This window comes from Streptococcus sp. CF7_Ac1-8, from assembly GCF_024295435.1.
In the GTDB taxonomy this organism is placed as follows: Bacteria; Bacillota; Bacilli; order Lactobacillales; family Streptococcaceae; genus Streptococcus; species Streptococcus mitis_AP.
Genome location: NZ_JANCPI010000007.1, coordinates 25,941 through 50,563, shown reverse-complemented (window position 1 = coordinate 50,563; position 24,623 = coordinate 25,941). Strand labels below are relative to the sequence as shown.

18 protein-coding genes and 1 pseudogene are annotated in these 24,623 nt (G+C 39.6%); 18 read left to right on the top strand and 1 reads right to left on the bottom strand.

All coding sequences use genetic code 11. The annotated features are described in order from the left end of the window. Positions 1–33: 33 nt before the first annotated feature. Positions 34–1,749, top strand: a complete 1,716-nt coding sequence (locus NMM26_RS04845) for a glucosaminidase domain-containing protein (RefSeq protein ID WP_254753679.1) — start codon at positions 34–36, stop codon at positions 1,747–1,749. A 59-nt stretch (positions 1,750–1,808) separates the two neighbouring features. Here the strand turns inward: NMM26_RS04845 and pavA are convergent, their stop codons facing one another. Beyond that, the gene (pavA, locus tag NMM26_RS04840) at positions 1,809–3,464 is read right to left on the bottom strand and encodes an Rqc2 family fibronectin-binding protein PavA (RefSeq protein ID WP_254753678.1); all 1,656 of its coding nucleotides are present in this window, start codon (positions 3,462–3,464) and stop codon (positions 1,809–1,811) included. A gap of 104 nt (positions 3,465–3,568) precedes the next feature. Here pavA and ybeY point away from each other — a divergent pair, with 104 nt between their 5' ends. The 17 genes and pseudogenes from ybeY to NMM26_RS04755 all read left to right on the top strand — a co-directional run bounded on the left by ybeY (position 3,569) and on the right by NMM26_RS04755 (position 24,615). Then, positions 3,569–4,066: an rRNA maturation RNase YbeY gene (gene ybeY, locus NMM26_RS04835; protein ID WP_000275156.1), complete on the top strand. Its 498-nt coding sequence runs from the start codon at positions 3,569–3,571 to the stop codon at positions 4,064–4,066. Then, entirely contained in the window at positions 4,047–4,442 is a 396-nt protein-coding gene (locus tag NMM26_RS04830; protein ID WP_254753677.1) for a diacylglycerol kinase family protein, read from the top strand. Before ybeY ends, NMM26_RS04830 begins: the two co-directional genes overlap by 20 nt. A gap of 16 nt (positions 4,443–4,458) precedes the next feature. Then, the gene (era, locus tag NMM26_RS04825) at positions 4,459–5,358 is read left to right on the top strand and encodes a GTPase Era (RefSeq protein WP_000143256.1); all 900 of its coding nucleotides are present in this window, start codon (positions 4,459–4,461) and stop codon (positions 5,356–5,358) included. A gap of 48 nt (positions 5,359–5,406) precedes the next feature. Further along, positions 5,407–6,231: a DNA-formamidopyrimidine glycosylase gene (gene mutM, locus NMM26_RS04820; RefSeq protein ID WP_254753676.1), complete on the top strand. Its 825-nt coding sequence runs from the start codon at positions 5,407–5,409 to the stop codon at positions 6,229–6,231. Beyond that, on the top strand, positions 6,231–6,821 hold the full coding sequence (gene coaE, locus NMM26_RS04815) for a dephospho-CoA kinase (RefSeq protein ID WP_254753675.1): 591 nt from the start codon (positions 6,231–6,233) through the stop codon (positions 6,819–6,821). Before mutM ends, coaE begins: the two co-directional genes overlap by 1 nt. A gap of 1 nt (position 6,822) precedes the next feature. Continuing rightward, a pseudogene (locus NMM26_RS04810) lies at positions 6,823–8,022 on the top strand (multidrug efflux MFS transporter). Beyond that, positions 8,022–8,171, top strand: a complete 150-nt coding sequence (gene rpmG, locus NMM26_RS04805; RefSeq protein WP_001809104.1) for a 50S ribosomal protein L33 — start codon at positions 8,022–8,024, stop codon at positions 8,169–8,171. The pseudogene NMM26_RS04810 and the gene rpmG overlap by 1 nt, the downstream one beginning before the upstream one ends. 39 nt (positions 8,172–8,210) lie before the next feature. Then, on the top strand, positions 8,211–8,444 hold the full coding sequence (gene secG / locus NMM26_RS04800) for a preprotein translocase subunit SecG (RefSeq protein WP_000282517.1): 234 nt from the start codon (positions 8,211–8,213) through the stop codon (positions 8,442–8,444). Between the two features lie 101 nt (positions 8,445–8,545). Further along, positions 8,546–10,900: a ribonuclease R gene (gene rnr, locus NMM26_RS04795; protein WP_254753674.1), complete on the top strand. Its 2,355-nt coding sequence runs from the start codon at positions 8,546–8,548 to the stop codon at positions 10,898–10,900. Then, positions 10,863–11,330, top strand: coding sequence for an SsrA-binding protein SmpB (gene smpB / locus NMM26_RS04790; protein ID WP_254753673.1), 468 nt, complete (start codon positions 10,863–10,865; stop codon positions 11,328–11,330). Before rnr ends, smpB begins: the two co-directional genes overlap by 38 nt. A gap of 14 nt (positions 11,331–11,344) precedes the next feature. Continuing rightward, positions 11,345–12,205 carry an SAM-dependent methyltransferase TehB gene (gene tehB, locus NMM26_RS04785; RefSeq protein ID WP_254753672.1) on the top strand — a complete coding sequence of 287 codons (861 nt, stop codon included), beginning with the start codon at positions 11,345–11,347 and terminating at the stop codon, positions 12,203–12,205. A 364-nt stretch (positions 12,206–12,569) separates the two neighbouring features. Next, positions 12,570–18,338 carry a DUF1542 domain-containing protein gene (locus tag NMM26_RS04780; RefSeq protein WP_254754255.1) on the top strand — a complete coding sequence of 1,923 codons (5,769 nt, stop codon included), beginning with the start codon at positions 12,570–12,572 and terminating at the stop codon, positions 18,336–18,338. A gap of 398 nt (positions 18,339–18,736) precedes the next feature. Beyond that, positions 18,737–19,690: a competence protein CoiA gene (locus NMM26_RS04775; protein WP_254754256.1), complete on the top strand. Its 954-nt coding sequence runs from the start codon at positions 18,737–18,739 to the stop codon at positions 19,688–19,690. Positions 19,691–19,708: 18 nt separating this feature from the next. Continuing rightward, entirely contained in the window at positions 19,709–21,511 is a 1,803-nt protein-coding gene (gene pepF / locus NMM26_RS04770; protein ID WP_254754257.1) for an oligoendopeptidase F, read from the top strand. A 1-nt stretch (position 21,512) separates the two neighbouring features. Then, the gene (locus NMM26_RS04765; RefSeq protein ID WP_254754258.1) at positions 21,513–22,226 is read left to right on the top strand and encodes an O-methyltransferase; all 714 of its coding nucleotides are present in this window, start codon (positions 21,513–21,515) and stop codon (positions 22,224–22,226) included. A 66-nt stretch (positions 22,227–22,292) separates the two neighbouring features. After that, a complete protein-coding gene (prsA, locus tag NMM26_RS04760) occupies positions 22,293–23,231 on the top strand; it encodes a peptidylprolyl isomerase PrsA (RefSeq protein WP_004254642.1) in 939 nt (312 codons plus the stop codon). A gap of 160 nt (positions 23,232–23,391) precedes the next feature. Further along, on the top strand, positions 23,392–24,615 hold the full coding sequence (locus NMM26_RS04755; protein ID WP_000703371.1) for an FtsW/RodA/SpoVE family cell cycle protein: 1,224 nt from the start codon (positions 23,392–23,394) through the stop codon (positions 24,613–24,615). Positions 24,616–24,623: the final 8 nt, after the last annotated feature.

The window sequence follows — 24,623 nt, the reverse complement described above, 5'->3', positions numbered from 1 at the left end:
CAATAAAATGGAAAGAACAGAGGAAGAAAGTTTATGAAGAAATTGAGATTTGTTTTTTTAGCTTTGCTATTTTTCTTAGCCAGACCAGAAGGTGCAATGGCTAGCGATGGTACTTGGCAAGGAAAACAATACCTGAAATCAGATGGCAGTCCAGCAGCGAATGAGTGGATTTTTGATGCTCACTATCAATCTTGGTTTTATATAAAAGAAGATGCCAACTATGCTGAAAATGAATGGCTGAAACAAGGTGACGACTATTTTTACCTCAAATCTGGTGGCTATATGGCCCAGTCAGAATGGGTAGAAGATAAGGGAGCCTTCTATTATCTTGACCAAAATGGAAAGATGAAAAGAAACGCTTGGCTAGGAGCTTCCTATGTCGGTGCATCAGGTGCCAAGGTAATAGAAGAATGGGTCTATGATTCTCAATACGACGCTTGGTTTTATATCAAAGCAGATGGACAACACGCAGAGAAAGAATGGCTCCAAATCAAAGGGAAAGACTATTATTTCAAATCTGGTGGTTATTTGCTGACTAGTCAGTGGATTGAGCAGGCTTATGTGAATGCTAGTGGGGCAAAAGTACAGCAAGGTTGGCTTTTTGACAAACAATACCAATCTTGGTTTTATATCAAAGAAAATGGAAATCATGCTGATAAAGAATGGATTTTCGAAAATGGCCATTATTATTATTATCTAAAATCTGGTGGCTATATGGCAGCCAATGAATGGATTTTGGATAAGGAGTCATGGTTTTATCTAAAATCTGATGGCAAAATGGCTGAGAAAGAATGGGTATACGATGCTAAAAGTCAAGCCTGGTATTACTTCAAATCTGGCGGTTACATGGCAAAAAACGAGATTATTGATGGTCATCAGCTAGGAAGCGATGGAAAGTGGCTTGTAGAAAAAGCAACAAACGAAAATGCTGCTTATTATCAAGTAGTGCCTGTCACAGCAAATGTCTATAATGCAGATGGTGAAAAACTCTCCTATATATCGCAAGGTAGTGTTGTCTGGCTAGATAAGGATAGAAAAAGTGATGACAAGCGCCTAGCTATTATTATTTCTGGTTTGTCAGGCTACATGAAAACAGAAGATTTACAAGCGCTAGATACTAGTAAGGATTTTATCCCTTATTATGAGAGTGATGGACACCGTTTTTATCACTATGTAGCTCAGAATGCTAGCATTCCAGTAGCTTCTCATCTTTCTGATATGGAAGTAGGTAAGAAATATTATTCGGCAGATGGACTGCATTTTGATGATTTTAACCTTGAAAATCCCTTCCTTTTCAAAGATTTGACAGAGGCTACAAATTACAGTGCTGAGGATTTGGATAAGGTATTTAGTTTGTTAAATATTGATAACAGCCTCTTGGAAAATAAGGGAGCTACCTTTAAGGAAGCCGAAGAACATTACCATATCAATGCCCTCTACCTCCTTGCTCATAGCGCCTTAGAAAGCGACTGGGGACGTAGCAAGATTGCCAAAGATAAGAACAATTTCTTTGGCATTACAGCCTATGATACGACACCTTACCTTTCTGCTAAAACATTTGATGATGTGGATAAGGGAATTTTAGGTGCAACCAAGTGGATTAAGGAAAATTATATCGATAGGGGCAGAACCTTCCTTGGAAACAAGGCTTCTGGTATGAATGTGGAATATGCCTCAGACCCTTATTGGGGAGAAAAAATTGCTAGTGTGATGATGAAAATCAATGAGAAACTAGGTGGCAAAGATTAGTCCCATTGTTGGATATGATTTGACTGAACAGTAAGTTAAAAATCCTGATTTCAAGTAAATCAGGATTTTTTCATGGATGCGATTTTTTCTGGATCTGGTGTGACACGGAGGGTCTTTTGTCCGGTATAGGTTACAAAACCGGGTTTTCCACCTGTTGGTTTGTTGAGTTTCTTGACTTCAATCATATCTACCTGAACCAGATTTGACAGGCGACCTTGAGAGAAGTAGGCGGCTAGTTCTGCCGCGTCTGTCTTAACTTCATCGGAAGGGTCAAGATTGCCTGAGATGACAACATGGCTTCCAGGAATATCCTTGGCATGGAACCAAAGTTCCTCCTTGCGGGCCATTTTAAAGGTTAGCTCCTCGTTTTGAAGATTGTTTCTACCGACATAGATGATGGTTTTGCCATCGCTTGCTAGATATTGTTCTGGTTTTTTACGTTTATGGACTTTCTCCCGTTGTCTTCTGCGGATAAAGCCAGTTTGGATCAATTCTTCACGAATTTCAGCGATTTCTTCCAGTCCAGCTTGGTTGAGGACGGTTTCGACACTTTCCAGATAGAGAATGGTTGCCTTGGTTTCTTCAATCAGATCAGTTAAGTATTTGACAGCTTCTTTTAGTTTCTGGTACCGTTTAAAATAGCGTTGGGCATTCTGGTTGGGAGTCAGAGCCTTATCAAGCGCAATCGTGATAGGTTGGTTGGTGTAGTAGTTGTCTAGAATAACCCGGTCTTGGTCGTTAGGCACTTGGTGGAGGAAGGTTGTTAGCAATTCCCCTTTTTGACGAAATTCTTCAGCATTGTCTGTCGCTAGTAACTCTTTTTCTTGTTTTTTAAGCTTATGTCGATTTTTTTGAAGTTCATTTTCAACACGACGAATGAGTTCACTGGCTTGCTGTTTGACACGGTCGCGTTCAGCCTTATCCTTATAGTAGGTGTCCAACAAATCAGAAAGACTGGCAAAAGGCTCTCCCACCTGATTAGCAAAAGGAACTGGGCTGAAGGAAGTCTCAGTCAAGCACGGCTTGGTTTCTTGATTGAAAAAGTTACGGAAAGTAGATAGTTTATCACTAATCAGAATGCTTTCCAATTCATTTGCCGTATCACGTCCCAGACCTTGAAAGAGGCTTTGAAGGTTTTTAGCTGTTGTTTCCTGTGTTTGCAGGATTTCAAAGAGTTTCTCGTCCTTGATCGTAAAAGGATTGAGAGATTCGGTATTTGGCGGAGCGATATAGGTCGACCCAGGCAGCAAGGTGCGGTAGCTATTTTGTGAAAAGCCGACGTGTTTAATGACTTCGAGAATTTTATGACTACTCTTATCAACCAGTAGAATATTACTGTGTTTCCCCATGATTTCGATAATCAAGGTAGCCTGAATATGGTCTCCAATCTCGTTTTTATTGGAAACCGTTATTTCCACAATTCGGTCATTTTCCACTTGCTCAATCGACTCAATCAGGGCACCCTGCAAATATTTTCTCAAAACCATGATAAAGGTAGAAGGTTGGGCTGGATTTTCAAAAGTCGTTTGGGTCAGCTGAATGCGTCCAAAAACTGGGTGAGCAGAAAGGAGCAGGCGATGACTTTGGCGATTGCTACGGATTTGCAAGACCAACTCTTGTTCAAAAGGTTGATTGATTTTCTGGATGCGACCGTTCACTAACTCTCTTTGCAATTCCTCAACCATGTGGTGTAAAAAAAATCCGTCAAATGACATCGTTCTCTCCTTGTGATTGTATTCCATAGTATTATATCAAAAAGGTAGAATAAAATCATGGAAATGTGGTATAATAAAGCCAAGTAAAGAGAAACGAGAAGCACATGTATATTGAAATGGTAGATGAAACTGGTCAAGTTTCAAAAGAAATGTTGCAACAAACCCAAGAAATTTTGGAATTTGCAGCCCAAAAATTAGGCAAAGAAGACAAGGAGATGGCAGTTACCTTTGTGACTAATGAACGTAGTCATGAACTCAATCTGGAGTACCGTGACACAGACCGTCCGACAGATGTCATCAGCCTTGAGTATAAACCAGAGTTGGAAATTGCCTTTGACGAAGAGGATTTGCTTGAAAATCCTGAATTGGCAGAGATGATGTCTGAGTTTGATGCCTATATTGGGGAATTGTTCATCTCTATCGATAAGGCTCATGAGCAGGCCGAGGAATATGGCCATAGCTTTGAGCGTGAGATGGGCTTCTTGGCAGTACACGGCTTTTTACATATCAACGGCTATGATCACTACACTCCGGAAGAAGAAGCGGAGATGTTCGGTTTACAAGAAGAAATTTTGACAGCCTATGGACTCACAAGACAATAAACGAAAATGGAAAAATCGTGACCTGATAGCCAGTTTAGAATTTGCCATCACAGGGATTTTGACTGCTATCAAGGAAGAACGCAATATGCGAAAACATGCAGTGACGGCTCTTGTAGTCATTCTTGCAGGTTTTGTTTTTCAGGTGTCACGAATCGAATGGCTCTTTCTCCTATTGAGCATTTTCTTGGTAGTAGCCTTTGAAATTATCAATTCTGCTATTGAAAATGTGGTGGATTTGGCCAGTCACTATCACTTTTCCATGCTGGCTAAAAATGCCAAGGATATGGCGGCTGGCGCGGTATTAGTGGTCTCTCTTTTCGCAGCCTTAACAGGCGCATTGATTTTTCTCCCACGAATCTGGGATTTGTTATTTTAAACAGTAAGAGGAAATTATGACTTTTAAATCAGGCTTTGTAGCCATTTTAGGACGTCCCAATGTTGGGAAGTCAACTTTTTTAAATCACGTTATGGGGCAAAAGATTGCCATCATGAGTGACAAGGCGCAGACGACGCGCAACAAAATCATGGGAATTTACACGACTGATAAGGAGCAAATCGTCTTTATCGATACACCAGGAATTCACAAGCCCAAGACAGCCCTCGGAGATTTCATGGTTGAATCCGCCTACAGCACTCTCCGTGAAGTGGATACAGTTCTATTTATGGTTCCAGCTGATGAAGCGCGTGGCAAAGGGGACGATATGATTATCGAACGCCTCAAGGCTGCCAAGGTTCCTGTGATTTTGGTTGTGAACAAGATCGATAAGGTTCATCCAGACCAGCTTTTGTCTCAGATTGATGATTTCCGTAACCAAATGGATTTTAAGGAAATCGTTCCAATCTCAGCTCTTCAAGGGAATAACGTCTCTCGTCTAGTGGATATTTTGAGTGAAAATCTGGACGAAGGTTTCCAATATTTTCCAGCTGACCAAATCACAGACCATCCAGAACGTTTCTTGGTTTCAGAAATGATTCGCGAGAAAGTCTTGCACCTAACTCGTGAAGAGATTCCTCACTCAGTTGCTGTAGTGGTTGATTCGATGAAGCGAGATGAAGAGACAGACAAGGTTCACATCCGTGCAACTATCATGGTCGAGCGCGATAGTCAGAAAGGGATTATCATAGGTAAAGGTGGCGCTATGCTTAAGAAAATCGGTAGCATGGCTCGTCGTGATATTGAACTCATGCTAGGAGACAAGGTCTTCCTAGAAACCTGGGTCAAGGTCAAGAAAAACTGGCGTGATAAAAAGCTAGATTTGGCTGACTTTGGCTATAATGAAAAAGAATACTAAGTAGAGGTGGGCTCATGCCTGCTTCTTGTTTTTACAGAAGGAGGACTTATGCCTGAATTACCTGAGGTTGAAACCGTTCGACGTGGCTTGGAAAAATTGATTTTGGGTAAGAAGATTTCGAGTGTAGAAATTCGCTATCCCAAGATGATTAAGACGGATTTGGACGAATTTCAAAAGGAGGTGCCTGGTCAGATTATTGAGTCAATGGGACGTCGTGGTAAATATTTGATTTTTTACCTGACAGACAAGGTCTTGATTTCCCATTTGCGGATGGAGGGCAAGTATTTTTACTATCCGGACCAGGTTCCTGAACGCAAGCATGCCCATGTTTTCTTCCAGTTTGAGGACGGTGGGACACTTGTTTATGAGGATGTACGCAAGTTTGGTACTATGGAACTCTTGTCTCCTGACCTTTTGGATGCCTACTTTATTTCTAAAAAACTAGGTCCTGAGCCAAAAGAGTCAGACTTTGATGTGCAAGTCTTTCAAGATGCTCTAGCCAAGTCAAAAAAGCCTATCAAATCCCATCTCCTAGACCAGACTTTGGTAGCTGGCCTTGGTAATATCTATGTGGATGAGGTTCTCTGGCGAGCTCAGGTTCATCCAGCAAGATCTTCTCAGACTTTGACAGTAGAAGAAACGACAGCTATTCATGACCAGACCATTGCTGTTTTGGGACAGGCTGTTGAAAAAGGTGGTTCCACCATTCGGACCTATACCAATGCCTTTGGGGAAGACGGAACCATGCAGGATTTTCATCAGGTCTATGACAAGGCTGGTCAAGAATGTGTACGCTGTGGCACCATCATTGAAAAAATCCAACTAGGCGGACGTGGAACTCACTTTTGTCCTCAGTGCCAAAGGAGGAATTGATGGGAAAAATCATTGGAATCACAGGAGGAATTGCCTCTGGTAAGTCAACCGTGACAAATTTTCTAAGAAAGCAAGGCTTTCAAGTAGTGGATGCCGACGCAGTCGTCCACCAACTACAGAAACCTGGTGGTCGTCTGTTTGAAGCTCTAGTCCAGCACTTTGGTCAAAAAATTATCTTAGAAAATGGAGAACTTAATCGCCCTCTCCTAGCTAGTCTTATCTTTTCAAATCCTGAAGAACGAGAATGGTCTAAGCAAATTCAAGGAGATATTATCCGTGAGGAACTAGCTACATTAAGAGAGCAATTGGCTCAGACAGAAGAGATTTTCTTCATGGATATTCCCCTACTTTTTGAGCAGGACTACAGTGCTTGGTTTGATGAGACTTGGTTGGTCTATGTGGATAGAGATGTCCAAGTAGAACGCTTAATGAAAAGGGATCAGCTATCCAAGGATGAAGCTGAGTCTCGTCTGGCAGCCCAGTGGCCTTTAGTGAAAAAAAAAGATTTGGCCAGCCATGTTTTAAACAACAATGGAAATCAAAATCAGCTTCTAACTCAGGTGCTTACCCTTCTTGAGGGAGGTAAGTAAGATGACAGAGATTAATTGGAAAGATAATCTGCGCATTGCCTGGTTTGGTAATTTTCTGACAGGAGCCAGTATTTCCTTGGTTGTGCCTTTTATGCCCATCTTTGTAGAAAATTTAGGTGTAGGGAGTGATTAAGCTGCTTTTTATGCAGGTTTAGCTATTTCTGTCTCTGCCATTTCTGCGGCACTTTTCTCTCCTATCTGGGGCATCCTTGCTGACAAATACGGTCGAAAACCCATGATGATTCGGGCTGGCATGGCCATGACCATTACTATGGGAGGCTTGGCTTTTGTCCCAAATATTTATTGGTTAATCTTTCTGCGTTTACTGAATGGTGTATTTGCAGGTTTTGTTCCTAATGCCACAGCCTTGATAGCCAGTCAGGTTCCCAAGGAGAAATCAGGCTCTGCTCTCGGTACTTTGTCTACAGGAGTAGTAGCAGGTACTTTAACTGGTCCTTTTATCGGTGGCTTTATCGCAGAATTATTTGGCATTCGTACTGTCTTTTTACTGGTTGGTAGTTTTCTCTTCTTAGCCGCTGTTTTGACTATTTTCTTTATCAAGGAAGATTTTCAACCAGTAGCAAAAGAAAAAGCCATCCCAACAAAGGAATTATTTACATCAGTTAAATATCCCTATCTCTTGGTCAATCTCTTTCTGACCAGTTTTGTCATCCAATTTTCAGCCCAATCGATTGGCCCTATTTTAGCACTTTATGTGCGCGACTTAGGCCAGACAGAGAATCTTCTCTTTGTGTCAGGTTTGATTGTATCCAGTATGGGCTTTTCCAGCATGATGAGTGCAGGAGTCATGGGAAAGCTAGGTGACAAGGTGGGGAACCATCGCCTCTTGGTTGTAGCCCAGTTTTATTCAGTCATCATCTATCTCCTCTGTGCCAATGCCTCTAGTCCCCTTCAACTAGGACTCTATCGTTTTCTCTTTGGCTTGGGAACCGGTGCCTTGATTCCTGGAGTTAATGCCCTTCTCAGCAAGATGACACCCAAAACCGGAATTTCGAGGGTCTTTGCCTTCAATCAGGTATTCTTTTATCTGGGAGGTGTCGTTGGTCCTATGGCAGGTTCTGCAGTAGCAGGTCAATTTGGCTACCATGCAGTCTTCTATGCGACAAGCCTTTGTGTGGCCTTTAGTTGTCTCTTTAACCTGCTTCAATTTCGAACATTATTAAAAGTAAAGGAAATCTAGTGCGAGTAAAAATTAATCTCAAATGCTCCTCTTGTGGCAGTATCAATTACCTAACCAGTAAAAATTCAAAAACTCATCCAGACAAGATTGAGGTTTTAAAGTATTGCCCCAAGGAAAGAAAAGTAACCCTACATCTTGAATCTAAGTAGATTTTATGGTAAAATAATAAGGATTTTAAGGAGTTTGATATGTATAACCTATTATTAACCATTTTATTAGTATTATCTGTTGTGATTGTGATTGCGATTTTCATGCAACCAACCAAAAACCAATCCAGCAATGTATTTGATGCCAGCTCAGGTGATTTGTTTGAACGCAGTAAAGCACGCGGTTTTGAAGCTGTAATGCAGCGTTTGACAGGGATTTTAGTCTTTTTCTGGCTAGCCATTGCCTTAGCATTGACGGTATTATCAAGTAGATAAGAAAATAATGGGCAGGACTAGGTCTTTGCCTCTTTTTATTTTTAAAAGATATTTTAGAAGGTTTTACAGTAAAAGAAAATAAAAAAATCTAGAAAGAAAATATGAAAGATAGAATAAAAGAATATTTACAAGACAAGGGAAAGGTAACTGTCAATGACTTGGCTCAGGCTTTGGGAAAAGACGGATCCAAGGATTTTCGTGAGTTGATCAAAACCTTGTCCCTAATGGAAAGAAAGCACCAGATTCGCTTTGAAGAAGATGGTAGTCTGACATTAGAAATTAAGAAAAAACATGAGATTACTCTCAAAGGGATTTTTCATGCTCATAAAAATGGCTTTGGTTTTGTCAGCCTAGAAGGCGAGGAGGACGACCTTTTTGTAGGGAAAAACGATGTCAACTATGCTATTGATGGAGATACCGTTGAGGTCGTGATAAAGAAAGTAGCTGACCGAAACAAGGGAACTGCTGCCGAAGCCAAAATTATTGATATCTTAGAACATAGTTTGACAACTGTTGTCGGTCAAATCGTTCTAGATCAGGAAAAGCCCAAGTATGCCGGCTATATCCGTTCGAAAAACCAGAAAATCAGTCAACCGATTTATGTTAAGAAACCAGCCCTTAAACTGGAGGGAACAGAAGTTCTCAAGGTCTTTATCGACAAATACCCGAGCAAGAAACATGATTTCTTTGTTGCTAGTGTTCTCGATGTAGTGGGTCATTCAACAGATGTCGGAATTGATGTTCTTGAGGTCTTGGAATCAATGGATATTGTCTCAGAATTTCCAGAAGCTGTTGTTAAGGAAGCAGAAAGTGTGCCTGATGCTCCGTCTCAAAAGGATATGGAAGGTCGTCTGGATCTAAGAGATGAGATAACTTTTACCATTGACGGTGCAGATGCTAAGGACTTGGACGATGCGGTGCATATCAAGGCCTTGAAAAATGGCAATCTGGAACTCGGAGTTCACATCGCAGATGTTTCCTACTATGTGACCGAGGGTTCTGCTCTTGACAAGGAAGCCCTTAACCGCGCGACTTCTGTTTACGTGACAGACCGAGTGGTTCCAATGCTTCCAGAGCGTTTGTCAAATGGCATCTGCTCCCTCAATCCTCAAGTTGATCGCCTGACCCAGTCTGCCATTATGGAGATTGATAAACAGGGTCGTGTGGTCAACTACACCATTACTCAAACGGTTATCAAGACAAGCTTCCGTATGACCTATAGTGATGTCAATGATATCCTAGCTGGAGACGTGGAAAAGAGACAAGAATATCAGAAAATTGTTCCTAGTATCGAACTTATGGCTAAGCTTCATGAAACTTTAGAAAACATGCGTGTGAAACGTGGAGCCCTCAATTTTGATACCAATGAAGCTAAGATTTTAGTGGACAAGCAAGGTAAGCCTGTTGATATCGTTCTTCGTCAGCGTGGTGTTGCCGAGCGCATGATTGAGTCCTTTATGTTGATGGCCAATGAAACAGTTGCCGAGCATTTCAGCAAGCTGGATTTGCCTTTTATTTATCGAATTCACGAGGAGCCAAAGGCTGAAAAGGTTCAGAAGTTTATTGATTATGCTTCAAGTTTTGGCTTACGCATTTATGGGACTGCCAGTGAGATTAGCCAGGAGGCACTTCAAGACATCATGCGTGCTGTTGAGGGAGAACCTTATGCAGATGTATTGTCCATGATGCTTCTTCGCTCTATGCAGCAGGCTCGCTATTCGGAGCACAATCACGGCCACTATGGATTAGCGGCTGACTATTACACTCACTTTACTAGTCCGATTCGTCGTTATCCAGATCTTCTTGTTCACCGTATGATTCGTGATTACGGCCGTTCTAAAGAAATAGCCGAGCATTTTGAACAAGTGATTCCAGAGATTGCGACCCAGTCTTCCAACCGGGAGCGTCGTGCCATTGAGGCTGAACGTGAAGTCGAAGCCATGAAAAAAGCTGAGTACATGGAGGAATATGTAGGCCAAGAGTACGATGCTGTTGTATCAAGTATTGTTAAATTCGGTCTCTTTGTTGAATTGCCAAATACGGTTGAAGGCTTGATTCACATCACCAATCTACCTGAATTTTATCATTTCAACGAACGTGATTTGACTCTGCGTGGAGAAAAATCAGGAACAACCTTCCGTGTAGGGCAACAGATTCGTATCCGAGTTGAAAGAGCCGACAAGATGACTGGTGAAATTGACTTCTCTTACATCCCAAGTGAGTTTGATGTGATTGAGAAGGGCTTGAAACAATCTAGTCGTAGTGACAGAGGGCGTGGTTCAAGTCGTCGTTCAGATAAGAAGGAAGACAAGAGAAAATCAGGACGCTCAAATGATAAGCGCAAGCATTCACAAAAAGACAAGAAGAAAAAAGGAAAGAAATCTTTTTATAAGGAAGTAGCTAAGAAAGGAGCCAAGCATGGCAAAGGGCGAGGGAAAGGTCGTCGCGCAAAATAAAAAGGCGCGCCACGACTATACAATCGTAGATACGCTAGAGGCAGGGATGGTCCTGACTGGAACTGAAATCAAGAGTGTGCGAGCAGCTCGAATCAATCTCAAGGATGGCTTTGCTCAAGTGAAAAATGGAGAAGTTTGGTTGAGCAATGTTCATATCGCACCTTACGAAGAGGGTAATATCTGGAATCAAGAACCAGAACGTCGTCGCAAACTCCTACTCCATAAAAAGCAAATCCAAAAATTGGAGCAAGAGACCAAAGGGACAGGAATGACCCTGGTTCCCCTTAAGGTCTATATCAAAGATGGTTATGCTAAGCTTCTTTTAGGACTTGCCAAAGGGAATCATGACTATGACAAACGTGAGTCAATTAAGAGACGTGAGCAGAATCGCGATATTGCGCGCGTGATGAAAGCAGTCAACCAGCGATAAAAAGAGGAATGAAAATGGAAAAACTAGTTGCCTATAAACGTATGCCCTTGTGGACGAAAGAAACCATGCCAGAGGCGGTTCAGCAGAAACACAATACCAAGGTAGGGACTTGGGGTAAGATTACTGTTTTAAAAGGAACTCTCAAGTTTATTGAATTGACAGAGGATGGTGAGCCTCTAGCTGAGCATCTCTTTGAAGCCGGAGCCGACAATCCCATGGCACAACCTCAAGCTTGGCATCGAGTGGAGGCTGCCACAGATGATGTGGAATGGTATTTGGAATTTTATTGTAAACCTGAGGATTATTTCCCTAAAAAATACAATACCAATCCAGTTCATTCAGAGGTCTTAGAGGCTATGCAGACAGTAAAACCAGGGAAAGCCTTGGATTTGGGCTGTGGTCAAGGCCGTAACTCTCTCTTTCTAGCCCAGCAAGGTTTTGATGTGACAGCTGTCGATCAAAATGAACTGTCCCTTGAAATCTTGCAAAGCATTGTTGAGCAGGAAGATTTGGATATGCCTGTTGGTCTTTACGATATCAATTCAGCCAGCATTGGGCAAGAATATGATTTCATCGTATCGACAGTTGTTTTGATGTTTTTGCAAGCAGACCGCATTCCTGAAATTATCAAAAATATGCAGGAGAAAACTACTGTTGGTGGCTACAATCTTATCGTCTGTGCCATGGACACGAAGGATTATCCTTGCTCGGTTAACTTCCCATTTACCTTTAAAGAAGGGGAATTGGCTGAATACTACAAGGACTGGGAAATGGTTAAGTACAATGAAAATCCAGGCCATCTTCACCGTCGCGATGAGAATGGCAATCGTATTCAACTACGCTTTGCGACCATGCTAGCTAAAAAAATCAAATAATACTCTTCGAAAATCTCTTCAAACCACGTCAGCGTCGCCTTACCGTACTCAAGTACAGCTTGCGGCTAGCTTCCTAGTTTGCTTTTTGATTTTCATTGAGTATAAACATGAATAGAGATTAGGAGAATATCCGGATCTTTAAAAAATGCTAAATGTTATAAAAAAATAATATTTCTGACAATATAATTTTTATTTCAAGAAACTCTATAATAATAGAACAAAATCATTTTTATGCGTATATATATATATATATACGCATAAAAGACTGTAATGGATTAAAAAATATGAAATAGGAGTTATTGAATTATTAGAGTAAAAGTGTATTATAAGATGTGATACAAATATTTATTTTGGAGGAAATTAGATGTTTCATAAGGGTAAATACGATCGTGAAAAGCAATTACGTTTTTCTATTCGTAAGGTCAGCTTTGGTGCAGCTAGTGTCGCAGTAGCTGCATTGTTCATGTTTTTAGGAAACGGAGCAGTATCTGCTACGGAGCAAGGGGTGCCTTCAACTAATGGGGAGACTCAAGCACTGCAACCTAAAGATCAGAATGCCCAGAATGGGACCTACGAAGGGAACACAGTAACCACTAATCCTGCTGCAATAGTAGAGACAAATACTCAACCTTCAACAGTTGAAAAAAGTCCTTCTCCAGAATCAGCACCTCAGAAGGTGGAGACTCTAGATAAGCAAGAATTAACAGATTTAATCAAAGAAGTTGATGGAAAGTTTGCTAAAGGAACATATTCTACTAAGACAGAAGAAAGCACTAACAACCTTAGATCTGTCTTAGAAGAAGCAAGAACAGTTTTGAGTAATGCAAAAACACAAGCAGAATTATCACAAGCACATGCAAACTTAATTGTAGCAACAACAAAATTACAAACAAAAGCAGAAGAGAAAAAAGAAGCACCAGCAGTTGATACTACAAATGGAAAATCAACTGTAGGTACTAAAGCAACTAATACTGAAAAAACTTCAGAATCTAATTCGATTGCAAACTCAGGTTCTAGAGATGAACGTAATGGGAAAGTCTTGGATACAAATAACCCATTCCGTACGGATGCAGCTACAACGGATACAGATCCTACTGCAAATCAAACGTATACAGCACCTGCGGCAGATGCTAATTTAGAGACATTATCGAATGAGTTGAAAACCTTACCAAATTTTATTGAAAATAATAAAAAAATTCAGAATATGGATACTTTAGGGAATGCTCTAAAAGTTGAAAAAGGTAGTGTTACTGAAATAAATGAATTTGGTGGATGGAAAGCAGTAGGTGATAGTGGTAAATTTGCTATCGCAAGAAAAACGGAAAGCGGTGTTTTTCCAATTGAGACAGTTAACACAGTATGGGATTCTAAAGGAAAGACCTACAATACTTGGGTATTAGAGCAATCTTTTGATAGAACTAGTGATTATATGTTATTCTTATCGAAAGTTAGGACACAGGAAAATAGAGAAGAAGAAACATTTGATGGTTCTAAGTATCAACGTTCAGGTGAACCCAAAAAAATTGCTAAAGGTGTTAAAGGATTTAATGGAATTCAAAAAACATTTAAAGCATACTCAAAAGAACATGGTTCTAAAGTAATAGTGTCATTTAAAACAGGATACACTGGAGATATTGATGGTACTAAAGCAAAATATAAAGTTGAAGTAATTATTAATCGTAATGGACAAGAAGAAAAATTATATGATCAAACATTTACACCGGAAGTTTCAAAAACAAACTCTGAAATGAATGTAGTGAAGGCAAGTGATGGAACTAACCGACCTCAAAATTTCAGTACACCAGAGACACCAACCCCTACAAAAGAAGAACTTGAAGCAAAAATTGCTAATAATAAACCGAATGGTACGGGGGGGACATTTACAAGTAAGGAGATTACATTGCCTGAAGGTGTTACTGAGTATACAGTACGTATTAGCTCAGCTGATAATCAACATTTAGGAATGGGATATCAATCACCATATAGACACTATGCTCTTCCAGTGACTGGATTAGATTTCAATATTGACCAAGATACTGGTGCAATCGCTAAAGATTTACTATCTCGTATTTATGATAAGTTAAAAGCAACCGAAACAGCAGATACAGATGGAAAAACAAATGAAACAAAAGCTGCTTATTTAGCTGAATTAGAAAATATTAATACACTTATAACAAGTACAAATGTTAAGAAAACAGTAGATTATAAAAAGGCTTTAGAATCTATCTTATCGAAGCATTTAGCATTAGAAGTTGATAAAACAGGATTAACAGATTCAAAAACTTTACTTGATGGTTTAGTGAATGAAGATCCAACACCAGGGAAAACTCAGGATACAGCTACTGCTTATAATGCTGCAAAACAAGAAGCGATTAAAGCTATTGATGCAGCAAAAAAAGTTATTGACAATACAGATGCAACTGTAGCTCAAGTAAGAGAAGCATTAGCAACAGTTAATGCTAAAAAAACAGCTTTACAAAAAGCTAAAGATGACTTAATTGAGGCAGCAACAGCAGAAGAAAAAGCTAAATTAAAAGCAGATGCAGATTCATTAGTAAAAGCTGATACTACAGGAAAAACACCAAAAAGTATTGAAGCTTATAATATAAAATATGAAGCTATAAAAGCACAATTAGAAGCTGCCAAAATAGAAGCTGCTGCAGTATTAGCAAAAGAAAATAATGCATCTAAAGCAGAAGCACAAGTAGCTCAAACAAAAGTAGATGCTGCAAAAGCAGAGTTAACAAAGGCAGCAGAATTATTAGTCAATAAAGCTGATAAAACAGAGTTAACACAAGCAAAAGAAGCGTTAAGCACTTTAGCAACAGAAGCAGATCCAACAACAGGAAAAACTGCAGATAGTGCAAAAGCCTATAACGATGCGAAAACAGATGCACAAGAAGCAATTAAAACCGCAGAAACAGTAATTAATGACGAAAATGCAACACCAGAACAAGTGACAGCAGCTTTAGAAAAAGTAAATGCCAAAAAAACAGATTTACAACAAGCTAAAGATGGTTTAATTGAAGCCGCAACAACAGAAGAAAAAGCAAAATTAAAAGCAGATGCAGATCTATTAACAAAAGCTGATGAAACAGGTAAAACACCAGATAGTATCGCAGCATATGAAAGAAAGTATGAAGAATTAAAAGCACAATTAGAAGCAGCAAAAACGGAAGCAGACAAAGTTTTAGCAAAAGGCAATAATGCAACAAAAGAGGAAGTTAAAGCCGCTCAAGCAAAAGTAGATGCAGTGAAAACTGAATTAGAAACTGCTAAAAATCTTCTTGTAGAAGCTGCAACTACAGAAGAAAAAACAAAATTAAAAACAGACTCTGATGCATTGAAAAAAGCTGATACAACTGGGAAAACAGCAGATAGTATTAAAGCATATGGAGCAGAATTTGAAAAATTAAAAGCTCAATTAGAAGAGACAAAAGCAGAAGCAGACAAAGTTTTAGCAAAAGGCAATAATGCAACAAAAGAAGAAGTTAAAGCTGCCCAAGAAAAAGTGGATGCAGCAAAAACAGCTTTAGATAAAGCAGCAGAATCATTGAAAGATCTTGATAGAGATGCTGCTAAAAAAGAAATTGCAGATGCCGCTAAAAAAGCCACGGATGCTATTGAAGCTAGTACTAGCTTAACGCTAGAACAAAAGGCGGAAGAAAAAGCAAAAGTAGCTAAAGAAGCAAAAGATGCAACAGATGCTATTGATAATGCAACAACTGAAGAGGGTATCAACTCTGCAAAAGAAAATGGAAAATTAGCTATCGAAAAAGAAGCAGCAATTTCAGCAATTAAAGCGACAAAAGAAGCTAAGTTGTCCGAAATTGATAAGAATACTAGCTTATCCGATGGCGAAAAAGCCGCATCCAAAGCAGAAGTAGCCAAGGTAGCAATGGAAGCAGTAGAAGCTATCCAAAAAGCAGAAACGCAAGAAGCTGTAAATGCAGCCCAAGCCAAAGGCGAAGTAGCAATCAAAGCAGTGAATCCAGTCGGCAAAGAAAAAGCGTTAGATGCGATTCAAAAAGTTGCAGAAGAAAAAATTGCAGAAATCGATAAGAATGATAAATTATCATCAGAAGAAAAAGTCGCAGCCAAAGCAGAGGTAGCTAAAGCAGCTACCGAAGCAGTAGAAGCCATTAAAAAAGCAGATACACAAGCCACAGTAGAAGCAGCCCAAGCCAAAGGAGAAATAGCAATCAAAGCAGTGAATCCAGTCGGCAAAGAAAAAGCGTTAGACGCGATTCAAAAAGCTGCAGAAGAAAAAATTGCAGAAATCGATAAGAATGATAAATTATCAGCTGAAGAAAAAGCCGCAGCCAAAGCAGAAGTGGGTAAGGTAGCAATTGAAGCAGTAGAAGCTATCCAAAAAGCAGAAACGCAAGAAGCTGTAAATACAGCTCAATCAAAAGGAGAAACAGCGATTAAAGCAGTGAATCCAGTCGGCAAAGAAAAAGCGTTAGATGCGATTCAAAAAGCTGCAGAAGAAAAAATTGCAGAAATCGATAAGAATGCTAAATTATCAGCTGAAGAAAAAGCCGCATCCAAAGCAGAAGTAGCTAAGGCAGCCATCGAAGCAGTAGAAGCTATCCAAAAAGCGACAACACAAGAAGCTGTAAATGCTGCACAAGAAAAAGGCGAAACAGCAATCAAAGCAGTGAATCCAGTCGGCAAAGAAAAAGCCTTGGAAGCAATTAAAGCGACAAAAGAAGCTAAGTTGTCCGAAATTGATAAGAATACTAGCTTATCCGATGACGAAAAAGCCGCATCCAAAGCAGAAGTAGCCAAGGTAGCAATTGAAGCAGTAGAAGCCATCCAAAAAGCAGCAACGCAAGAAGCTGTAAATGAAGTTCAAGCCAAAGGCGAAACAGCAATCAAAGCAGTAAATCCAATCGGCAAAGAAAAAGCGTTAGATGCGATTCAAAAAGCTGCAGAAGAAAAAATTGCAGAAATCGATAAGAATGCTAAATTATCATCAGAAGAAAAAGCCGCAGCCAAAGCAGAGGTAGCTAAAGCAGCAATTGAAACAGTAGAAGCTATCCAAAAAGCAGAAACGCAAGAAGCTGTAAATACAGCCCAAGCCAAAGGCGAAGCAACAATCAAAGCAGTGAATCCAGTTGGAAAAGCCCAAGCCAAAGCAGCAATTGATAAAGCTTTAGCGGAAAAAGAAAAAGCCATTGATGCAAGAACTGACTTAACAGATGCAGAAAAAGAAGTTGCTAAGAAATCAGCAAGAGCAGAAGCTGAATCAGCTAAGAAAGCAATCGATAATGCAACAGATAGTGAAGCAGTAGAGAAAGCTTTAAGAACATTCTTATACCAAATCGATCAAGAATCATTAGTTTATAATCGCCCAACTTTCAACCTTGAAGCATACATCCAAGCATCAATTACAGGAGTTGTAAAAGTTGAACGTGGAAAAGCAATTACTCAAGCTGATATCATTTCAAAACTAAGCTTACCAGAGAATGTTACAGTGATTAGCATAGACTTACCTGATACAAATACATTAGGTGATAAGTTTGCTAAAGTAATGTTAAGATTACCAGATGGAACAGAAGTAACTGTAAAAGTACCGGTTAGAGTTGTTGCTTCACAAAATGGGGATTCTAAACCAGAAATTGCTCTTCCAGATTATGGTAGAAGTAACGGATCTACTAACACTGAAGCGACAGTGGATAAAGCGAAGTTAGAAGGCGCTATTCGTCAATTAGATGAACTAATCATCCAAGAGTCAGCTAAGTTTGATTCAGAAACTTCAAAAGAAGCGACTGTATTATCAGCAGATGCTAAGAAAGTATTTGCTAATGCAGATGTAAGTCAAGCAGAAGTGGATGCAATGGTGAAACGTATCGAAGACTTCATGGCGAAAGTTGCTTCATCGACTGATCATACAACTCCAGCTAATGACCAAGCAGCCCAAACACCAGCTGTAGCTCCATCTACTGCTCAAGCAGCAGCTAATGCTGGTCAAACAGCATCAGCACAAGCAAATGCGCGTAAAGCAGCTAAAGAATTGCCAAATACAGGTACAGCAGATTCTACTGTAGCTATGGTAGCAGCAGCCGCAAGTGCATTACTTGGTCTTGGTCTTGCAGGTCGTCGTCGTAAAGAAGATGAAGAAGCTTAATTGGTAGATTGTTTGATAATTATCAGATGGTAAATCCGATTTTCAAAGCTTAGACAAGTACCTCTCATAAGAAAATCTCCTAGCAGGAAATCCTGCTAGGAGATTTTTTGTTAATTATAGTATAGTGAAATGAAACTGGAAAAGTACGATATAAATTCTTAACTATTGTTAGAAATTTGATTTTATAGCAGATTAAAACTAGTATAGTATACAACTGCTACTAAAATATTTTTAGAAATTAATTTGATTCACCTAATAAAATTGTTCATATCTTATTTCAATTAATTATAATTTCTCAATCAATTTGCTTATATTTTATTTCGATTTACTATACTTTTTTCTATAATTAAAAATACGATTATTAATTTTTACGAATAATATAGAAAAGGAGGGAAATCATGTTTGTTGCGAGAGATACTAGGGGAGAATTGGTAAATGTGTTAGAGGATAAGCTTGAGAAGCAAGCATACACCTGCCCCGCTTGTGGAGGTCAGCTCCGTTTGCGTCAAGGACCAAGTGTACGGACCCATTTTGCCCATAAATCTTTAAAAGACTGTGGTTTTTCATTTGAAAATGAAAGTCCAGAACACTTGGCCAATAAGGAATCTCTCTATCAGTGGTTGAAAAAAGAGGTAGAGGTTCAATTAGAATACCCCCTTCCAGAGCTTAAACAGATTGCGGATGTATTTGTAAATGGCAATCTAGCTCTAGAGGTTCAGTGTAGCCCCTTGCCTCAAAAAGTTCTTAAAGAGCGAAGTGAGGGCTATCGTAGTCAGGGTTATCAAGTACTGTGGTTGCTGGGTCAAAAACTTTGGCTCAAGGAGCGTTTAACTCGTCTGCAACAAGGTTTTCTCTATTTTAGTCACAACATGGGCTTTTATGTTTGGGAATTAGATAAGGAAAAACAGCTTTTAAGGCTCAAATACCTGATTCACCAAGACCTCCGTGGTAAACTCCATTATCAAATCAAGGAATTTCCCTATGGTCAAGCTAGTTTATTGGAAATATTGCGTTTTCCTTATAAGAAACAAAAAATATCTCATTTTACAGTTTCTCAGGACAAGGACATCTGTCGCTATATCCGACAGCAACTTTATTATCAAAATCCCTTTTGGATGAAAGAACAAGCAGAAGCCTATCAAAAGGGAGAAAATCTCCTGACTTATGGGCTAAAAGAATGGTATCCACAAATTCGACCACTAGTAGGTAATTTTTGCCAAATTGAGCAAGATTTGATTCGCTATTATCTGTATTTTCAAACCTATTATCAAGAAAATCCTCAAAATGATTGGCAAATGCTCTATCCACCAGCCTTTTATCAGCAATATTTCTTAAAAAATATGGTAGAATAGAAAGGATGGAGGAATCTAATGGTATTACAAAGACATGAAATAAATGAAAAAGATAAATGGGATCTATCAACGATCTACCCAACTGACCAGGCTTGGGAAGAAGCCTTAAAAGATTTAACAGAACAACTGGAGAAAGTAAGCCAGTATGAAGGTCATCTCTTGGATAGCGCGGATAGCCTACTAGAAATTACTGAATTTTCTCTTGAAATGGAACGCCAGATGGAGAAGCTTTACGTCTATGCTCATATGAAGAATGATCAGGATACTCGTGAAGCTAAGTACCAAGAGTACTATGCCAAGGCAATGACTCTCTACAGCCAGCTAGACCAAGCCTTTTCATTCTATGAGCCTGAATTTATGGAGATTAGTGAAGAGCAGTATGCTGACTTTTTAGAGGCTCAACCAAAATTGCAGGTTTATCAACACTATTTTGACAAGCTTTTACAAGGCAAGGAACACGTTCTATCACAACGTGAAGAAGAATTATTGGCTGGAGCTGGAGAAATCTTTGGTTCGGCAAGTGAAACCTTCGCTATCTTGGACAATGCGGATATTGTGTTCCCTTATGTCCTTGACGATGATGGTAAAGAAGTTCAGCTCTCTCATGGGACTTACACACGTTTGATGGAGTCTAAAAATCGTGAGGTGCGTCGTGGTGCCTATCAAGCACTTTATGCGACTTATGAACAATTCCAACATACCTATGCCAAAACCTTGCAAACCAATGTTAAGGTGCAAAACTACCGTGCCAAAGTTCGCAACTATAAGAGTGCTCGTCATGCAGCCCTCGCTGCGAATTTTGTTCCAGAGAGTGTTTATGACAATTTGGTAGCAGCAGTTCGCAAGCATTTGCCACTCTTGCATCGTTACCTTGAACTTCGTTCAAAAATCTTGGGAATTTCAGACCTCAAGATGTACGATGTCTACACACCACTTTCATCTGTTGAATATAGTTTTACCTACCAAGAAGCCTTGAAAAAAGCAGAAGATGCCTTGGCAGTCTTGGGTGAGGATTACTTGAGCCGTGTTAAACGTGCCTTCAGCGAGCGTTGGATTGATGTTTACGAAAACCAAGGCAAGCGTTCAGGAGCCTACTCTGGTGGTTCTTACGATACCAATGCCTTCATGCTTCTCAACTGGCAGGACAATCTAGACAATCTCTTCACCCTTGTTCATGAAACAGGTCACAGTATGCATTCAAGCTATACTCGTGAAACTCAGCCTTATGTTTACGGAGATTATTCTATCTTCTTGGCTGAGATTGCATCAACTACCAATGAAAATATCTTGACGGAGAAATTATTGGAAGAAGTGGAAGATGATGCAACGCGCTTTGCTATTCTCAATAACTTCCTAGATGGTTTCCGTGGAACAGTTTTCCGCCAAACTCAATTTGCTGAGTTTGAACACGCGATTCACCAAGCGGATCAAAATGGTGAAGTCTTGACAAGTGATTTCCTAAATAAACTCTACGCAGACTTGAACCAAGAGTATTATGGTTTGAGTAAGGAAGACAATCCTGAAATCCAATACGAGTGGGCTCGCATTCCACACTTCTACTATAACTACTATGTATACCAATATTCAACTGGCTTTGCAGCAGCCTCAGCTCTGGCTGAAAAGATTGTCCATGGTAGTCAAGAAGACCGTGACCGCTATATCGACTATCTCAAGGCAGGTAAGTCTGACTATCCACTTAATGTCATGAGAAAAGCTGGTGTTGATATGGAGAAGGAAGACTATCTCAACGATTCCTTTGCAGTCTTTGAACGTCGTTTGAATGAGTTTGAAGCCCTTGTTGAAAAATTGGGATTGGCATAAGATGGTTGAATCGTATAGTAAAAATGCTAACCATAACATGCGTCGTCCTGTCGTCAAGGAAGAAATTGTAGACTTGATGCGTCAGCGCCAAAAGCAAGTCACAGGATCTTTGAAAGAATTGGAAGACTTTGCCCGCAAGGAAAATATTCCCATTATTCCCCATGAAACGGTAGCTTATTTCCGTTTTCTCATGGAAACAATGCAGCCTAAAAATATTCTGGAAATTGGGACGGCTATCGGTTTTTCAGCCCTCTTGATGGCAGAACATGCGCCAAAGACCAAGATTACAACCATTGACCGCAATCCAGAGATGATTGGATTTGCCAAGGAAAATTTCGCCCAGTTTGACAGTCGCAAGCAAATTACGCTCTTAGAAGGAGATGCGGTAGATGTCTTATCTACCTTGACAGAGTCCTATGATTTTGTCTTTATGGATTCAGCCAAGTCTAAATATATCGTCTTTCTGCCAGAAATCCTCAAACATTTGGACGTTGGAGGTGTGGTTGTCTTGGATGATATTTTCCAAGGTGGTGATGTTGCTAAGGATATTATGGAAGTCCGTCGTGGTCAGCGAACTATTTACAGAGGACTTCAAAGACTATTTGATGCAACCTTAGACAATCCAGGACTCACCGCAACACTAGTACCTCTGGGAGATGGCATTCTCATGCTTCGTAAAAATGTAGCAGATGTTCAATTGCCTGACAGCGAATGATTTTCAGAAAAATTTAAGAAAATATAGTAAAATAGATAGGGTAACACTTATCTCAAAGGAGTAGACATGAAGAAAAAACTATTGGCAGGTGCCATTACACTATTATCAGTAGCAACTTTAGCAGCTTGTTCGAAAGGTTCAGAAGGGGCAGATCTTATCAGCATGAAAGGGGATGTCATCACAGAACATCAATTTTATGAGCAAGTGAAAAGCAATCCTTCAGCTCAACAAGTATTGTTGAACATGACCATCCAAAAAGTATTTGAGAAGCAATATGGCTCAGAAGTAGATGACAAAGAAGTCAACGATACTATTGCCGAAGAAGAGAAACAATATGGTGAGAACTACCAACGTGTCTTATCGCAAGCAGGAATGACTCTTGAAACACGTAAAGCTCAAATTCGTACAAGTAAATTGGTTGAGTTGGCAGTTAAGAAAGCAGCAGAAGCTGAATTGACAGATGATGCTTACAAGAAGGCCTTTGACGAATACACTCCTGATGTGACTGCTCAAATTATCCGTTTGGACAATGAAGACAAAGCTAAAGAAATTCTTGAAAAAGCTAAAGCTAGTGATGCAGACTTTGCTCAATTAGCCAAAGATAATTCAACAGATGAGAAAACTAAAGCGAATGGTGGAGAAATCACTTTTGATTCTGCTTCAACAGAAGTACCAGAACAAGTTAAAAAAGCTGCTTTTGCTTTAGATGTAAACGGTGTTTCTGATGTGATTAGCGTTACTGGAACACAAGCCTACAGCAGTCAATATTACATTGTTAAACTGATTAAGAAAACAGAAAAATCATCTAATATTGACGATTACAAAGAAAAATTAAAAACTGTTATCTTAACTCAAAAACAAAACGACGCATCATTTGTTCAAAGTATTATCGGAAAAGAATTGCAAGCAGCCAATATCAAGGTTAAAGATCAAGCCTTCCAAAATATCTTCACTCAATACATCGGTGGTGGAGATTCAAGCTCAAGCAGTTCTTCAAAAGAATAAAACAGAAAAGAGCCAAGTGCTCTTTTTCTTATGAGAAAATCTTCTATCTTAAGGGTAAGAGTTTTTTTCTTTCGGAAAAAATGGTATAATAGCAATCAAAACTAGAAAATAAACGGAATTTGGGAATAATTTCTTTTGTTCTCATTAGATTGGTGATACTATGAAGATTAGTAAGAGGCACCTGTTAAACTATTCTATTCTAGTTCCTTACTTACTTTTATCTATTTTGGGTTTGATTGTAGTCTATTCTACAACCAGTGCCATTCTTATCGAAGAAGGTAAAAGTGCCCTCCAATTGGTTCGAAGTCAGGGAATGTTTTGGATATTTAGTTTAATATTGATTGCCTTGATATATAAGCTGAAACTGAATTTTTTAAGAAAAGAACGACTTTTATTTATTGTTATGTTTGTTGAGCTGATTCTCTTAGCTCTGGCTCGCTTAATTGGTACGCCAGTCAATGGAGCCTATGGTTGGATTTCAGTAGGACCTTTGACCATTCAGCCAGCGGAGTATTTGAAGATTATCATCGTCTGGTACTTGGCCCAACGTTTTTCAAAACAACAGGATGAAATTGGTATTTACGATTTTCAAGTTTTAACTCAAAATCAATGGATTCCTCGAGCTTTTAATGATTGGCGTTTTGTCCTCTTGGTAATGATAGGAAGTTTGGCTATTTTCCCAGATTTGGGGAATGCTACAATCCTAGCGCTGGTCGCCTTGATTATGTATACAGTTAGTGGGATTGCTCATCGTTGGTTTATAGCCTTTATCGGTGTATTGGTAGGAGTTTCAGCCCTATCCTTATCAGCTATTTCTATGATTGGGGTTGATAAGTTTTCAAAAGTTCCAGTATTTGGTTACGTTGCTAAGCGTTTCAGTGCCTACTTTAATCCCTTTGCTGATTTGGCAGGAGCAGGCCACCAACTTGCAAATTCCTACTTTGCCATGGTAAATGGTGGTTGGTTTGGTCTAGGATTAGGAAATTCAATCGAAAAACGTGGTTATTTACCAGAGGCCCATACAGATTTTGTATTTTCAATTGTCATTGAAGAGTTTGGATTTGTGGGAGCCAGCTTGATTTTAGCCCTTGTCTTTTTCCTGATTTTGCGGATTATCCTAGTCGGTATTCGTGCTAAGAATCCCTTTAATTCCATGATGGCGATTGGGGTTGGGGGGATGATGCTGGTACAGGTATTTGTTAATATTGGCGGAATTTCGGGCATTATTCCTTCGACAGGAGTAACCTTCCCCTTCTTATCACAAGGAGGGAACAGTCTCCTAGTCTTGTCTGTAGCCATCGCCTTTGTCTTAAATATTGATGCAAGTGAAAAACGTGCCCAATTATATGAGGAGTTAGAAGCTCACTCATCAAACTATATGTAGAGTTGATA